This window comes from Actinokineospora xionganensis (genome assembly GCF_014323725.1).
Classification (GTDB): Bacteria; Actinomycetota; Actinomycetes; order Mycobacteriales; family Pseudonocardiaceae; genus Actinokineospora; species Actinokineospora xionganensis.
Genome location: NZ_JABVED010000001.1, coordinates 299,099 through 313,069, shown reverse-complemented (window position 1 = coordinate 313,069; position 13,971 = coordinate 299,099). Strand labels below are relative to the sequence as shown.

The 13,971-nt window shown below is 70.6% G+C and carries 14 protein-coding genes; 8 read left to right on the top strand and 6 right to left on the bottom strand.

Annotation, left to right across the window (positions count from 1 at the left end; translation table 11 throughout):
- Window positions 1-146 precede the first annotated feature (146 nt).
- The 3 genes from GPZ80_RS01455 to GPZ80_RS01445 are packed head-to-tail and all read right to left on the bottom strand — an operon-like array spanning window position 147 to window position 1,268.
- A complete protein-coding gene (locus tag GPZ80_RS01455; RefSeq protein WP_187217891.1) occupies window positions 147-584 on the bottom strand; it encodes a hypothetical protein in 438 nt (145 codons plus the stop codon).
- Between the two features lie 5 nt (window positions 585-589).
- Window positions 590-1,075, bottom strand: a complete 486-nt coding sequence (locus tag GPZ80_RS01450; protein WP_187217890.1) for a hypothetical protein — start codon at window positions 1,073-1,075, stop codon at window positions 590-592.
- Window positions 1,041-1,268, bottom strand: coding sequence for a DUF2933 domain-containing protein (locus tag GPZ80_RS01445; protein ID WP_187217889.1), 228 nt, complete (start codon window positions 1,266-1,268; stop codon window positions 1,041-1,043). Before GPZ80_RS01445 ends, GPZ80_RS01450 begins: the two co-directional genes overlap by 35 nt.
- 172 nt (window positions 1,269-1,440) lie before the next feature.
- On the opposite strand from GPZ80_RS01445, the gene GPZ80_RS01440 reads away from it, so the two are divergent.
- Together GPZ80_RS01440 and GPZ80_RS01435 are read left to right on the top strand one after the other, a co-directional pair.
- Window positions 1,441-3,954, top strand: coding sequence for a heavy metal translocating P-type ATPase (locus tag GPZ80_RS01440; protein ID WP_187217888.1), 2,514 nt, complete (start codon window positions 1,441-1,443; stop codon window positions 3,952-3,954).
- Window positions 3,955-4,116: 162 nt separating this feature from the next.
- A complete protein-coding gene (locus tag GPZ80_RS01435; protein WP_187217887.1) occupies window positions 4,117-5,007 on the top strand; it encodes an HIRAN domain-containing protein in 891 nt (296 codons plus the stop codon).
- Window positions 5,008-5,050: 43 nt separating this feature from the next.
- Here GPZ80_RS01435 and GPZ80_RS01430 read toward each other — a convergent pair whose 3' ends face one another.
- Together GPZ80_RS01430 and GPZ80_RS01425 are read right to left on the bottom strand one after the other, a co-directional pair.
- Window positions 5,051-7,516, bottom strand: a complete 2,466-nt coding sequence (locus GPZ80_RS01430; protein WP_187217886.1) for a cation-translocating P-type ATPase — start codon at window positions 7,514-7,516, stop codon at window positions 5,051-5,053.
- A 77-nt stretch (window positions 7,517-7,593) separates the two neighbouring features.
- Window positions 7,594-8,565 (bottom strand): magnesium transporter, encoded by a 972-nt coding sequence (locus tag GPZ80_RS01425; protein ID WP_187217885.1) that lies wholly within the window; start codon window positions 8,563-8,565, stop codon window positions 7,594-7,596.
- A gap of 123 nt (window positions 8,566-8,688) precedes the next feature.
- Here GPZ80_RS01425 and GPZ80_RS01420 point away from each other — a divergent pair, with 123 nt between their 5' ends.
- The 6 genes from GPZ80_RS01420 (at window position 8,689) to GPZ80_RS01395 (ending at window position 13,244) form a co-directional block, all read left to right on the top strand.
- A complete protein-coding gene (locus GPZ80_RS01420; protein ID WP_187217884.1) occupies window positions 8,689-9,060 on the top strand; it encodes a hypothetical protein in 372 nt (123 codons plus the stop codon).
- The gene (locus GPZ80_RS01415) at window positions 9,057-9,581 is read left to right on the top strand and encodes a flavodoxin domain-containing protein (protein WP_187217883.1); all 525 of its coding nucleotides are present in this window, start codon (window positions 9,057-9,059) and stop codon (window positions 9,579-9,581) included. Before GPZ80_RS01420 ends, GPZ80_RS01415 begins: the two co-directional genes overlap by 4 nt.
- Window positions 9,578-10,306, top strand: a complete 729-nt coding sequence (locus GPZ80_RS01410) for a sigma 54 modulation/S30EA ribosomal C-terminal domain-containing protein (protein ID WP_187217882.1) — start codon at window positions 9,578-9,580, stop codon at window positions 10,304-10,306. The genes GPZ80_RS01415 and GPZ80_RS01410 overlap by 4 nt, the downstream gene beginning before the upstream one ends.
- Before the next feature lie 30 nt (window positions 10,307-10,336).
- Entirely contained in the window at window positions 10,337-11,761 is a 1,425-nt protein-coding gene (locus tag GPZ80_RS01405; protein ID WP_187217881.1) for a DUF4389 domain-containing protein, read from the top strand.
- A gap of 102 nt (window positions 11,762-11,863) precedes the next feature.
- Entirely contained in the window at window positions 11,864-12,454 is a 591-nt protein-coding gene (locus GPZ80_RS01400; protein WP_187217880.1) for a hypothetical protein, read from the top strand.
- A 76-nt stretch (window positions 12,455-12,530) separates the two neighbouring features.
- A complete protein-coding gene (locus tag GPZ80_RS01395; RefSeq protein ID WP_187217879.1) occupies window positions 12,531-13,244 on the top strand; it encodes a CBS domain-containing protein in 714 nt (237 codons plus the stop codon).
- Window positions 13,245-13,247: 3 nt separating this feature from the next.
- On the opposite strand, the gene GPZ80_RS01390 is transcribed toward GPZ80_RS01395, so the two are convergent.
- Entirely contained in the window at window positions 13,248-13,883 is a 636-nt protein-coding gene (locus tag GPZ80_RS01390; RefSeq protein WP_187217878.1) for a CBS domain-containing protein, read from the bottom strand.
- Between the last annotated feature and the right edge of the window lie 88 nt (window positions 13,884-13,971).

The window sequence follows — 13,971 nt, the reverse complement described above, 5'->3', positions numbered from 1 at the left end:
ATTCGGCCGAAACAGCGCCCACCTCACCCTGTCCTGGCGTTTTTGGTCTTCGCTGTTAAGCGCACCTGCTGAAAGCGGGTTTATCGGATATCTTGATAGTGAATACTGGATAGTTCGATTGATGCAGTGGGTAGGGGAGTCGGCGGTCATGGCGCGGTCCAGGTCCCGGCCACGTCTGAGGCGAAGCCTGTGAGGCGTAGTTCGACGGCCGCTCCGGCGGGGACCTCGGCGCTGAACCGGAGCTGTCCCTCACGGTGGTGCCCGCCGGACCCCGGCCCCTCCCAGACGGCGCTCTCGACCTGCTGGTCGCCGATCCGCAGGCGCGCGGAAGCCGCCAGGTCCTGGTCGAGCTCCACGGAGTGGGTGTCGAGCTTGATCTCGAAGACCGCGCCAGATCTGTCCAGGGTCAGCGGGGTCATGGTGACTTCGACCGAGCCCGCCTGCACGACCCGTGTCTCCATGGCGGGCGCGGTGTTCGAGTCGGTCGCGGGGCGCGCGGCCAACCAGGCGACTGCTCCGGCGGCGATCAGCGCGGCGGCGACGAAAAGGACGAGCTTGCGCCGGTACGGCGTGGTAATGGTCATCTGGCTCAACTCCCAGCCGTGACAGGGACGGGCAAGCGGTGGAGGCGGCGGGCCGCGATGGCCACGCCGATCGCGTTCACGGCGATGCCGGAGATCATGATCGGAACCCGGTAGTCGGCGAGGAACACCGCGGCGCCGGAAGCGCCGATGATCGGTGCGAGGTCGGCGACGTGGTGGGCACAGCAGGCGACCATGCCGACGGCGGAGGCGCCCGCGCCGCCACCTACGGCGGCCTTGGTCGCCGCCTGCAGCCGGTGGCGCCTGCGCAGCTCGACGAAAAGGCCGACCTGGGTGCCGAAACCGGCGAGGATCAGCACCAGCCACACCCAGTCGTCGACGGCTTGTCGGGCCAGGTGGTCGAGCCCGCCGACGCCGCCGACGACAGCCGCGTAGAACAGGCCCAAGGCGAGCGAGCCCAGGACACCGGCGCGTACCGCCGCGGGGTTCATCGCGGGCCTACCGTCGGCCGGACGGCCGCTGATCGCGGTCATCGGTCTTGGTGGGCGGCGGTTCGGTCTTGTCGCCGCCGTGCACGGCGCCGCCCATCATGAACATCATCATCAACGGGCAGGCGAGAACCAGCAGCCCGATCAGCAGGGTGTTCACCGGGACCCCGGCGAAGGCGAGGCCGACGATGAGGATGGCGAGCGCGATCGCGTAGAGCGGCAGGTGTTGGCGTCTCATGGCGGTTCCTTTCACCGGATGCCTTCACCCTCGCCCCGATCCGGGCGTTTGCGGAGGGGACAACGTCGGCTCGTCCGCACCGAAAGTCCCCGTGCGGCACCGGCATAGGTCCCTGCCCCTGCCGGGTACCCCACGCGCACGATGAGGTGACCATCGCTGAGAGGAACGCGCCATGAGCACGGCCGATATCACGGTGCTGGCGGCGGCTGTCGCCGTCATCAGCGGACTGGCCTGGTATTTCTTCGCCCCGCGGCGGGCCCGCGGGGCTGAACTGGCCGACGGAGTCCAGCGGGTGGAGATCACCGTGCGCGGGGGCTACCGGCCAGATCGGATCCGGGTGCGGCAGCACGTCCCGCTGGAACTGGTGTTCGACCGCCAGGAGAGCGGGGACTGCACGTCGCGGGTGGTGTTCGGCGATCTCGCGGTCAACGCCGCGCTGCCCGCGTTCACCAAGACCACGGTGCGGGTGAATCCGGCCGAGGCCGGATCGTTCGGGTTCGCTTGCGGCATGAACATGATCCACGGCACGCTGGTGGTGGACCCGGCCGAGGACGATGCCGCGCCCACCACCGCACTCCCCTCCCCCAGCTTCGCGGGCAACGCCGCCGATGAGGAGGCCGCGCAGGAGCGCGAGCGGCGCGCGGAGATCGCGGACCTCACCCGCCGCGTGCTCATCGGCGCGGTGCTGACATTTCCGGTGCTGTTCGGGGTCATGGCGCACGAACTGTTCGGCGCGATGTGGGTGCCTGCTTTCCTGCTGAATCACTGGGTCCAGTTCGCCCTGATCACGCCGGTGATGATCTACACCGGGTGGCCCGTCCACCGCACCGGCTGGCTGACCCTGGCGCACCGGGGCGCCGACATGAACAGCCTCATCACCCTGGGGACGGTGGCCGCCTACGGGTACAGCGTGGTGGCCACCGTGGCGCCGGGCCTGCTGCCCAGTGAGGTCCGGGAGGTGTACTACGAGGCAGTCGGCGTGATCCTCACGCTCATCCTGCTCGGCCGGTTGCTTGAGGCACGGGCCAAGGCGGGCACCGGGGAGGCGATCCGCGCCCTGCTCGGGCTGCGCGCCCGCACCGCCCGTGTCGTGCGCGACGGCGCCGAGGCCGAGATCCCCGTGGACGACGTCGTCGTCGGCGACGAGGTGGTCATCCGGCCCGGCGAGAAGATCCCGGTCGACGCCACCGTGGTCGCCGGTTCGTCCTCGGTGGACGAGTCGATGGTCACCGGCGAGTCCATGCCCGTGACCAAACACGAGGGTGACACCGTCATCGGCGCCACCATCAACGGCACCGGGTCGCTGCGGGTGCGGGCGGCGAGAGTCGGCGCCGACAGCATGCTGGCCCAGATCGTCGACCTGGTGCGGCAGGCCCAGGGATCGAAGGCCCCGATCCAGCGGCTGGCCGACGCCACCGCCGCCTACTTCGTGCCCGCGGTCATCGCGATCGCCGTCGCGGCCTTCGCCGCCTGGTTTGTCCTCGGCCCGCCGCCTGCGCTCACCTTGGCCTTGGTCTCCGCGGTCGCCGTGCTGATCATCGCCTGCCCGTGCGCGCTGGGACTCGCGACCCCACTGTCGATCATGGTCGGCACCGGAAAGGGCGCCCAGGCGGGAATCCTGATCCGTTCAGCCGAGGCGTTGGAGACCGCGCACAAGCTCGACACCATCGTGCTCGACAAGACCGGCACGATCACCGCGGGCAAGCCCGCGCTCACCGACATCCGAACCGTCGGCGACCTCGCCGAGACCGAACTGCTCGCCCTGGTCGCCGCCGCCGAGGCCGACAGCGAGCACCCGCTCGCCACGGCCATCACCGCCGCCGCGCTCGATCGCGACCTCGCCCAGGGCAAGGCCACCGAGTTCGACTCGGTCACCGGGAAAGGCGTCCGTGCCATCGTCTTCGGGCACGTCGTACTGGTCGGCACGAAGCGGCTGCTCGCCGACGCCGGTGTCGACACCGCGGCGCTCGAGCCCATCGCCGCGGAGTTCTCCGCGCAGGGCAAGACCGCCGTGCTGTCCGCTGTGGACGGTCGACCCGCCGGCGTCCTCGCCGTCGCCGACACCATCAAGGAGGACTCGGTCGCCGCGATCTCGGCACTGCGGGCGCTCGGGCTGGAAGTCGTGATGATCACCGGCGACAACGCCCGCACGGCGGACGCGATCGCCGCCCAGGTCGGGGTCGCGCAGGTCCTCGCCGAGGTGCTCCCGGAGCACAAGGCGGGCGAGATCCGTCGGCTGCAGCAGCAAGGGCGCCGCGTCGGCATGGTCGGCGACGGCATCAACGACGCGCCCGCGCTGGCCCAGGCTGATGTGGGTCTGGCCATCGGGACGGGCACCGACGTGGCGATCGAAGCCGCGGACATCACTCTCATCTCGGGTTCGCTCGCCGGTGTCGTCACCGCCATCAGGCTTTCGCGGGCGACGATGCGCAACATCCGGCAGAACCTGTTCTTCGCCCTCGTCTACAACGCCGTCGGCGTCCCCATCGCCGCGGGCGTGCTGTACCCGGTTCTCGGCTTGCGCCTCAGCCCGATGATCGCCGCGGCGGCCATGGCACTGAGTTCCCTGTCGGTCGTCGGCAACGCCAACCGCCTGCGCCGCCACCGAGTCGCGCCACTGCCCCACACCTCGACCATCAGCTCGGCGACGACGGAGCCACGGACACCGTCGACATCGAAGATGTAACAACAGCGATCTCCTCGCCGACGGTCCGTGGTGGTGATCGGACCACCGCCATTCCGTCAGCCGACGCCGATCCGTCGCACGGCAGGAGGCATTCGGATGGGTCTACACGACCGTCTCAGGGGAGTTCGCCACTCGTCCGGCCCAAGTCGGCAATCAGGTTCTGTGCGTCCGCACCCAGGCGACGATGATCTCGAGGTCGTCGGTGAGTCCGCCTATCAGGCGGCGCTCTGGGCGATCTGCGGTGGATCGGGCGGCGACCGGGTGCGGCACCAGATCGTCGCGGTGCTGGTGCCCGAACCCACGAACCCTTACGACGCGAACGCGATCTCCGTCCAGGTCGACGGACACGTTGTCGGTTACCTGCCAAGGGATATCGCGGCTCAGTACCTTCCCGCGTTGCTTGGGTTGATGAATCTGGCTGGAGGTCATGTCGCGCTCGACGGCGTGATCGTCGGCGGCGGGTACTACGAGAATGGCCCGGGCAGACTGGGTGTCTGGCTTTCGCATGACGCTGAAGCCTTCGGTGGACAGGCCCGTCGCGCCGGACAACCCGACGTCCGCGAGCCGTCGATGCGCACCGGTTTCAGCGAGGCCTGGCGAACGGACGCTGAGGACGACTCATACGACCTCTCCTGGTACACCGGCCTGCCGGTCGGCGACAGGCAGGCCGTCGCCGCCCTGCGGGGCTTGTTGGCGGCCGAGCGCGATCCGATCGACCGGCACTTCCAGTTCGCTGAACTCGAAGCCCGGTTGTACCGATGCCGCGAGCTCTACGACACGGCGCTCGACGAGTTCGATGACGCGTGCCGACAGCATGACGCGGAGATGGAGACGATCTGCCAGTCGTTCATGGCGAAGTGGAACAAGGTTCCGCTGCTGGAGACGTATCGGCAGATGGCGATCCGGCAGCAGAAGAACAAGGACTGGGACGCCTGCCTGTGGTGGGCTGAACGCGGACTTGAGCTGTATGGGAACGACGCGGCCCGGGAGGACGCTGTCGAGGACCTCCTCAAGCGTCGCAACCGGGCCCTGTCCAAGATCGAGGCCCGGTAGGCGCCGAAGGTGAACGACCGGCGCTGAGCCATCGGCCGGGAAGTCAGGTGGAACGGGAGCCCAGCCGAGCGGCGAGCACGGCGAGGCCGGGAAGCAGTGCGATCCCCGCGACGATGGCCAAGTCCGTCAAGCCGACCGGCTCCGTCCCCAGCAACGCACGCAGTGGTGCGAGGTAGACGCCGCCCAGCTGCAGGAGCACCGCGCCGGCGACGGCGATGTCCAGGAAACGCGGCCGCAGACCCGTTCCCCGTGTGCGCACGGCGAGGGCGACGCCGAGTTGGGCCAGGCCCAGGGTCAGGAAGATCAGGCTCTGCCACGGACGCCCGGTGGCCGAAGCCCACACGCCGACGCCCAGGGTCACGGCCGCGATGAGGGCGCCGGTCCAGGCGATGCGCCGCCAGAGGCCGTCGCCGAGGATGAACTGCTGGGGTGGGCGTGGGCGGGCCCGCATGATGGCCGGATCGGCTGGTTCGGCGCCCATCGCGACGCCGGGGAGGCCGTGGGTGAGCATGTTGATCCACAGGATCTGTGCCGGTAGCAGCGGCAGGGCCAGACCGAACAGCGGTCCGAGCAGCATGACCACCACCTCGGCCACTCCTCCGGCCAGCGCATAGCGCAGGAAGGTGCGGACGTTGGCGTAGATGCGCCGCCCTTCCTCGATCGCCGCCGCCACGGTGCCCAGGTTGTCGTCGGTCAGGACCAAGTCCGCGGCCTGCCTTGCGACCTCGGTGCCCTCGCCGCCCATCGCGGTGCCGATGTCGGCGCGGCGCAGGGCTGGGGCGTCGTTGACGCCGTCGCCGGTCATGGCGACGACCTCGCCGCGGGCCTGCAGTTCGGCGACGATGTCGAGCTTCTGCTCCGGACGTGTCCGCGCGTAGACGCCGTCGGCGTCGATGCCGACCCGGGCCGCCAGCGCGTGCGCGGTGTGCGGGTGGTCGCCGGTGATCAGCAGCAGCCGCACACCCGCCCGGCGGAACGTGGCGACCACCTCGGCGGCGGACTCACGCGGCGGGTCGATGATCGCGACCAGCCCGACCAGCGCCAAACCCTCGGCGTCGGCGTTGGGCCGCGGTCCCTCCGGATATGTCCGCTCGGCCACGGCGAGCACCCGATACCCCTTACGCGCGAGGGACATCGCCGTCTCGCGCGCGTGGGCCGGTACCTCGCACAGCAGCCCGGGGGTGTCCAGCAGGACTTCCGGCGCGCCCTTGCACACGACGAGCCATCCGTCGGGCGCGCGGTGCACTGTCGTCATCCGCTTGCTGTCGTGGTCGAACGGGATCTCGGCGACCCGCGGGTACCGCTCCCCCAGCGCGGCCGAATCGACGCCGCCCTTGGCCGCGAGCACGACCAGTGCCGCCTCCGTCGGGTCGCCCACGGCCCGCCAGATTCCGCCTTCCTCGTCCGGTCGCGCGATGTCCGCGTCGTTGCACAGCGCGCCGTCGCGCAGCAGCCGGGCCAAGCCCGTGTCCGGGCTGATCTCCCCCACCGGTTCGTAGCCCGCGCCGGTCACCGCGGCCTCACCGCACTCCGGTGTCCAGAGCCGCTCCACCAACATCCGGCCCTCGGTGAGGGTGCCGGTCTTGTCCGCGGCCAGCACGGTGACCGATCCGAGGGTCTCCACCGCGGGTAGGGACCGCACGACTCCGCCGCGCTTGGCCATCCGGTGCGCGCCGAGCGCCAGCGCGAGGGTAACCACCGCGGGAAGCGATTCCGGCACCGCGGCTACGGCCAGGCTGATGCCGACCAACGCCATCTCGGCCAACGATTCCCCGCGCAGCAGGCCGGACACCGCCACCACGCCGGAAAGCGCGATGGCCGCCAACGCCAGCACGCGGCCCAGGCCGGACAGCCTGCGCTGCAAGGGAGTGGGCCGCGGACGCTGCTCGCCGAGCAGTGTCGCGATCCGGCCGAGGCTGCTCCGCGCTCCGGTCTGGGTGACCTCGCAGAGACCGCGGCCCCGGGTCACGACGGTTCCGGCGTAGACCAGGTCCACGTCGGCGACGCCCGCCCGCTTGTCCACCGGCACGGACTCCCCCGTCAGCGCCGCCTCGTCGACCTGAAGGTGGTGTCCGTCGCGCAGGACGGCGTCGGCGGCGACGATGTCGCCCGCTTCGAGCACGAGCACGTCTCCGGGAACGACCTCCGCCGCGTGCAGGACGACACGGTGTCCATTTCGGACCAGTCGCGCGGTCGGCGCGGACAGGTCACGCAGGGCCGCCAGCGACCGTTCCGCACGGAGTTCCTGCGCCACGCCGACTGCGGTGTTGAGCACGACCACCAGGGCGATGACCGCGGTGTCGGTGAGGTCGCCGAGCACCATGGCCAGCGCGGCGGCGGCCAACAGCAGCAGGATCATCGGGTCACGCAGTTGCGCGACGACCCTGGTCCACGGCTTCGGCCTCGCCGCCTCTGGGATCGTGTTGGCGCCCACCTCGGCGCGAACCGCCGCCACTTGAGCGTCGGTCAGCCCCGTGGCGAGCGAGTCGGTCGGGATCGCGGTCGTCATACGGTCCACGCTGCCTTGGACCGTCCCGGGAGCAGAAGGACCTAAGGTCCCGGGCACCGCCGGTAGAAGGGCATGTCCTAGCCGACGATCGCCGTGGCGGTCTCCAGGTAGATCAGGATGGACAGCAGGTCCTGCGCCACGGTCGCCAGCGGCCCGGACCCGTACACGGGGTCCAGTCTCATCGCCGAGAAAAGCCACGGCAGGACCATCGCGACGATGGTCGCCACGCCGCAAGCCGCCAACAGCGCGATTGCGACGGCGGTGGCGACCTCGGCGTCACCCCAGATCCAGAACGTGACCGGGCCCGCGACCGCCGCGAGCAGGACACCGATCAGCCCGCCGGTGATCACCTCGCGCACCGCGATGCGGCCGACCTGGACACCGACGGACAGCCCGCGGACGACAAGCGTCTCGGTCTGGGTGCCGACGGCGTCGGCGAGGTAGACCACGGCGGGGACGAAGAACGCGAGCAGGACGTTGGCCCGCAAGGCTTCCTCGAAGGCCCCGACCACTCCCGCCGCCAGCATGGCGCCTGCGAGCCCGACGAGCAGCCAGGGGAGCCGGTGCCACAGCCGTCTGGTGACCCGCTCCTGACTGGCCGCCCTCGCCGCCGACGCCGTGCCGAGGAAACCACCCAGCCGCGCGAGGTCCTCGTCGTGCTCGGCCAGCAGCACCGCGAGCAGCCGCTGCGGCGGGATGAGACCGAGAAACCGGCCTGCGTCGTCGACGACGGCCAGTCCTGGCTCGTCGCGGTGCACGGCGGCCCACGCGGCGCGTTCCTGGTGCGTGTGCGGCGCGACCACGGGCGGGTCGGTGTCCATCACGTCGGCCATCGTCGAGCGCGGTGGCGCGGCGAGCAGGCGTTCCACCGTGGCGAGGCCGACCAGGACACCGTCGCGGCACACCGCGATGACCGCCGCGCTGTCGAACCGGCGTCCACGCAGGGCGTCGAGCACCGCGCCGACGTCGTCGTCGGGCCGGGCGAGCGGCACCGAGTTCGTCGCGTGCTCGATGGCGGTGCGCAGCATCGGTTCCGGGTCGGCGGTCATGCCCTCAGTGTCGCCCGGATCCCACGCGGCAATGGTCCTGTCATCGCGCGACCGAAGTCCCTGCTGCCGCGACAGGCGATGGACGAGTGTCGGACTCAACGAAGTCCGAACCGGAGGCTGAACATGAATCTGACCTGGCGGGACGCGACCAGTTCGCTGCTGGTCGCGGCGATCCTCGTGCCCTACGCGTGGTTCGTCGGGGGTGGCGGGGCACTGCTGGTGCACGACGCGCGCGGCGTGGCGGCGACCGGGCTGGTGTTCGGCATCGCCGCGTGCGTCGTTGGCGCCCGGGTGAACGGTGAGCGCATGCCCGCACTTCCGCAGGCCTTGGCACTGGCGGCGGCGGTCTTCGGTGTGCTCACCCTGGTCATCGACGCCGCCTGGTCGCTGACTTTCTTCATCGCGACGGCGGTCCTGCTCTGGGCGTTCACCACCGTCCGGCACGCCCTCGCCTATGAGGGACGCCACCGCGCGCGGGCGCAGGCGCGGTCATGAGGATCCTGATCGCCTCCGCGAGTCTGCACGGCTCCACCGCGCAGATCGCCGACGCCATCGCCGAGGAGATCCGCGCGGCACTGCCGTCGGCTGAGGTCGACGTGCGCGCCGTGCACGAGGTCGGCCGGGTCGACGGCTACGACGTCGTCATCCTCGGCAGCGCCGTGTACACCGGGCACTGGTTGGCCGAGGCGGTTCGCTTCGTCCGTGCCAACGCCCCCATCCTGTTCACCCGGGCGGTCTGGCTGTTCTCCAGCGGGCCGGTCGGCAAGCTGCGGCCGTTCCTCGAACCGATCGAGGCAGCGGAGATGGCAGGCATCTCCGCTGCCCGCGAACACCGCGTCTTCGACGGATGCCTGGACCGCTCCCAGCTGCGCTGGTACGGACGCGCCCTGGCCACCGCCACCCACGCGCCCGAAGGCGACTTCCGCGACTGGCAGGCCATTCGCGGCTGGGCGCGGGGAATCTCCGTCTGGCTGCGCACCCACGAAACCACCCGACACACCCTGGAGCGACGATGACCGAGACCGCGATCACCACCAAGATCCCGACGCCCGCCGTGGTGCTCCGCGGGGAGTTCGGCGCGGGGATCGGCGACTACGCCACGCGCAAACTCACCAAGGCCCTGCTGCACGCCCACCACCGGGTGCACCTGGTTCGGGTCGCCGTGACCAGGTATCCGGATCCCGCCGTGGCCGAGCCTGTGCGCGCCACCGCCGACATTGATCTGGACGGCAGGCACGTGCACGTCCACGCCGACGCGACCGGAGCCCGTGAGGCGATCGACCGACTCGCCCACCGGCTCGCCCACCGGCTGGCGAACCTCTGGCGCAGGCCGAGCAAGCACCGGAACACGGCGCGGCCCTCGACGACGCCGGGCAGGCAGGTGGTGTCCCACGTGACCTACTCGGCGCCGGGCGCGGCCATCGAGGACGCGATCGCCGAAATGGACAGCCTGGGCTACGACTTCCACCTGTTCACCGACGCGGACGGACTGGATTGCCTGCTGCGCAAGACCCCTTCCGGCTATCTCGTCGCCGCCGTCGACGGACAGACCCCGGCCACCCCGACCGGCGTGTGGGAGTGCGTGGGGTCGGCCCCCCGGCTGACCGTCGAGGAGGCGCAGGTGCGATTCGACCTGTCGGGACAGCGGTTGCTGTTCTACGCCGACGCCGACGACAACCGCGGGCGCGTGCTCTACCGCCGCGACGACGGCGATTACGGGCTCATCCATCCCGCGCCCTGACATCCACACCAACCCTGCTTTAGGAGTGTCATGCGAAACGACTCGGCGACCCCGGGCGACACCGCGACGACGGGCGTGACCAGCCCGCCCCCGTCCTATCCCGTCCGCGTCGACGGCAGGCTCGACCAGCCGCTGTCACGCTGGCTGTGGCTGGTCAAATGGCTGCTGCTGGTTCCGCACTATGTGGTGCTCATCCCGCTGTGGCTCGGTTTCGTCGTCGCCACGGCGATCGCGTTCTTCGCGATCCTGATCACCGGCCGCTATCCGCCCGCGCTGTTCGCCTACACCGTGGGCGTCCTGCGCTGGTCGTGGCGGGTGCACTACTACGGCTACGCCGGGCTCGGCACGGACCGCTATCCGCCGTTCACCCTCGCCGACGTGCCCGACTACCCGGCCCGGCTGCGCATCGCCTACCCCGACCACCTGTCCCGCGGTCTGGTGCTGGTGAAGTGGTGGCTGCTCGCGCTGCCGCACTACCTCATCGCCGCGCTCTTCGCGGGCGGCGGGCTGTGGTTGGGCGCCTCCGACAACGACGCGGGCTTCGACTGGGCGGCGGGCGGACTCATCGGGGTCCTGGTCGTGGTGGCCGGGGTCATCCTGTTGTTCAGCGGTCGCTACCCCCGCGAGCTGCACGAGTTCGTCGTCGGGCTGGACCGCTGGGTGTTGCGCGTCGCCGCCTACGGCGCGCTGATGACCGACCGGTACCCGCCGTTCCGCATCGACCTCGGCGCCACCGAGTCGGCGGCGCCCGTCGACGACACACCGCCGCCGGTCCCTCCCGTGTGGACTCCAGGACGCACCGCCGCCATGGTCGCGGGCGCGCTCCTGGCACTCGTGGCGATCGGCCCGCTCACGGCGGGCGCGGGAGTGCTCTGGATCAACGCCACCCAACGGGACGCCTCGGGCTACGTCGCCACCTCGACGATCGACCTGCGCACCCCGGGGCACGCCATCACCGAGGAAGCGGTCGCCATCCGCGACGACTTGGACTGGTTGTCCGGGGCGGTGGGCGACGTCCGGCTCATCGTCACCGCCTCCGATCCCGCGACACCGGTGTTCGTCGGCGTGGGGCCCGAGCCCGACGTGCGCCGGTACCTCGACGGCGTCGCCCGCGCCGAGGTCGGCCAAGCCGACTCCTCCGAGCTGATCACCGTGGAGCTGCCGGGCGGTCCACCGCCGACCCCACCGGGTGAGCAGTCGTTCTGGCTCGCGTCCAGCGAGGGCGCGGGCGCGCGCAACCTCGACTGGCGGCTGCATGACGGCGTGTGGACTGTCGTGGCGATGAACGCCGACGGCTCGGCGCCGGTGTCGATCGATGCCAGGGCGGCCGCCCGACTGCCCGGGCTGCCGTGGATCGGCGGCGTCCTGCTCGCCCTGAGCGGCCTGCTCCTCGCCGCGGCCGCGGCGCTGGTGATCGGATCGCTTCGGCGCGCGAGTCCGACAAGGACGAACTGATCGCGGCAGCGACGACCAACGCCCCTCGAAGGCGGGACCTTCGCCCGCCGAGTTCGTAGCCGGACAACCCAAGACTGAGCGCAGCACCCCAAGGAGGTCACCATGTCCATCAAGGACTCCCCGCGCACCAGCGCAAAGAAAATCCCTGTCCAGCACAACCCCAACGCGGTCACTGCGGAGCCGACCACCGCGGGCCGCGTCATCGCGGCGACGCGCATCGTCATGGGCCTGGTGTTCGGCTGGGCGTTCATCGACAAGTTCTTCGGCCTGGGCTACGCCACGACGAAGGGCTGGATCGAGGGCGGCTCACCCACCAAGGGCTTCCTCGGCGGGATCGACCACGGACCGCTCGGCTCGGTGTTCCGCGGCTGGGCAGGCCAGGCCTGGGCGGACTGGCTGTTCATGGCAGGCCTGCTCGGCATCGCCGTCGCACTGCTCGCGGGTGCGGGTCTGCGGATCGCCGCGGCCACAGGCGGACTCCTGCTGATGATGATGTGGGTCGCGGACTGGCCGCTCGCCCGGCACACCGACACCGGCGAGCTGACCCGCTCCACCAACCCGATCATCGACTCGCACCTGGTCTACGCCCTCGTGCTGGTCGCGCTCGCCGTGCTCTACGCGGGCGATGTGTGGGGCCTCGGCAAGCAGTGGGCCCAGACCAACATCGTGCGCCGCAACCCCTGGCTGCGCTGAGCGGCCACCGCCCAAGGCTCCGATGTGGACACCCACGTCGGAGCCTTGGGTCTTGAGACCACCAAGGAGACAGACGATGAAGCACCGAAAGATTCAGAACGTGATGACAACCGACGTCGCCACGGTCACCCCGGACACACCGTTCAAGGAAATCGTGTCCCTGTTGGACAGCAGGCACATCAGCGCCGTACCGGTCGTGGACCAAACCGGGAAGGTGCTGGGCGTGGTGTCCCACGCGGACCTGCTGGCCAGGCAGATCACCCAGGACCCGGACGAGCGCAGGTCGCTGCTGACGTGGCTCATGCCGCACGACCACACCGAGGGCGACACCGCGGGAGAGCTGATGACAGCGCCCGCGCACACCATCACCGCCGACGCCACTGTCATCCACGCCGCCAAAGAGCTGCGCCGCCACGGCATCAAGCGGCTGCCCGTCGTCGACGAGGCAGGCGGGCTGGTCGGCATCGTCAGCCGGGTGGACTTGCTCAGCGTCTTCCTCCGCGACGACGACGAGATCGCGGACGAGATCGCGCACGAGGTGTTCGAACGCAACCTCGGCGTGATCCCCGGCCCGGGCACAGTGAGCATCGACGTCGAGGAGGGCGTCGTGACGCTGCGCGGGGAGATGGACCGCAAGAGCTCGATACCGGTCGCCGTCGCGCTGATCCGCCGGGTCGACGGCGTCGTGGACGTCAACCCACACGTGGCCTTCGCCTACGACGACACACACATCCACATCCCGGAGCCCATGGCCGTGGACATCACCCACGAACCACGGGTCCGGGGCTGACCACTACTCGCCCGATCGGCGCGTCCCGGCGACGGAGACGCGCCGATCGCACGTCGCGCTCACCACTCCGGGCACAGCCCTCGCCAGGACGGTCGCGACGTGCCGGTCGGTCGCGTCGTCGTGCTCGTCGTCGATGGTGACGGCCCCGTCGGCCACCCGCACACTCCAGCGGCCGCGGCCGCCATAGATCTCCAGGCGGTGGCGGACATCCTTGGCGACGGCCTCGTCGTCACGGGCGATCGTGCGCAGCAGGTCGCGGCGGGTCACGATGCCGACGACGTGCGAACCCTCGACGATCGGCATGCTGCGGTGCCCCGCGCCGAGCAGGGCGGCGGCCAGGTCGGCGACGTCGGCGCCGGGGTTCATCGAGGTGACCGGGGTGCTCATCACCTCGCCAACCGAGTGCGCGACCGCGGGACCGGTCGCCTGGGCTCCGGGATGGATCAGCGACCGGGGATCACGCGGGAGCCGGTCACGCACCAGGTCGGCCTCGGTGACGACACCGACCAGACGGTCGTCCTCGTCGACGACCGGCGCGGCGGTGAACCCGTGGGAGGCGAGCAGCGAAGCCGCCTCCTTCACCGTGGTCGAGGTCCCGACCGTGAGGACGGGGCTGCTCATGATGTCCTTGGCACGCATCGTGCGTCCTTCCGAGGTTGCGAGGGTGTCCGTGGCCGGTCGCCGAGCCAAGCCCGAAGCCGGGTGGCCCTCCGACGCGACGAGTCCT

Bases quoted from the DNA above. Each gene is read 5' to 3' on its own strand.
- GPZ80_RS01455 (WP_187217891.1), bottom strand. From the start codon at position 584: ATGACCATTACCACGCCGTACCGGCGCAAGCTCGTCCTTTTCGTCGCC.
- GPZ80_RS01450 (WP_187217890.1), bottom strand. From the start codon at position 1,075: ATGACCGCGATCAGCGGCCGTCCGGCCGACGGTAGGCCCGCGATGAAC.
- GPZ80_RS01445 (WP_187217889.1), bottom strand. From the start codon at position 1,268: ATGAGACGCCAACACCTGCCGCTCTACGCGATCGCGCTCGCCATCCTC.
- GPZ80_RS01440 (WP_187217888.1), top strand. From the start codon at position 1,441: ATGAGCACGGCCGATATCACGGTGCTGGCGGCGGCTGTCGCCGTCATC.
- GPZ80_RS01430 (WP_187217886.1), bottom strand. From the start codon at position 7,516: ATGACGACCGCGATCCCGACCGACTCGCTCGCCACGGGGCTGACCGAC.
- GPZ80_RS01425 (WP_187217885.1), bottom strand. From the start codon at position 8,565: ATGACCGCCGACCCGGAACCGATGCTGCGCACCGCCATCGAGCACGCG.
- GPZ80_RS01420 (WP_187217884.1), top strand. From the start codon at position 8,689: ATGAATCTGACCTGGCGGGACGCGACCAGTTCGCTGCTGGTCGCGGCG.
- GPZ80_RS01415 (WP_187217883.1), top strand. From the start codon at position 9,057: ATGAGGATCCTGATCGCCTCCGCGAGTCTGCACGGCTCCACCGCGCAG.
- GPZ80_RS01410 (WP_187217882.1), top strand. From the start codon at position 9,578: ATGACCGAGACCGCGATCACCACCAAGATCCCGACGCCCGCCGTGGTG.
- GPZ80_RS01405 (WP_187217881.1), top strand. From the start codon at position 10,337: ATGCGAAACGACTCGGCGACCCCGGGCGACACCGCGACGACGGGCGTG.
- GPZ80_RS01400 (WP_187217880.1), top strand. From the start codon at position 11,864: ATGTCCATCAAGGACTCCCCGCGCACCAGCGCAAAGAAAATCCCTGTC.
- GPZ80_RS01395 (WP_187217879.1), top strand. From the start codon at position 12,531: ATGAAGCACCGAAAGATTCAGAACGTGATGACAACCGACGTCGCCACG.
- GPZ80_RS01390 (WP_187217878.1), bottom strand. From the start codon at position 13,883: ATGCGTGCCAAGGACATCATGAGCAGCCCCGTCCTCACGGTCGGGACC.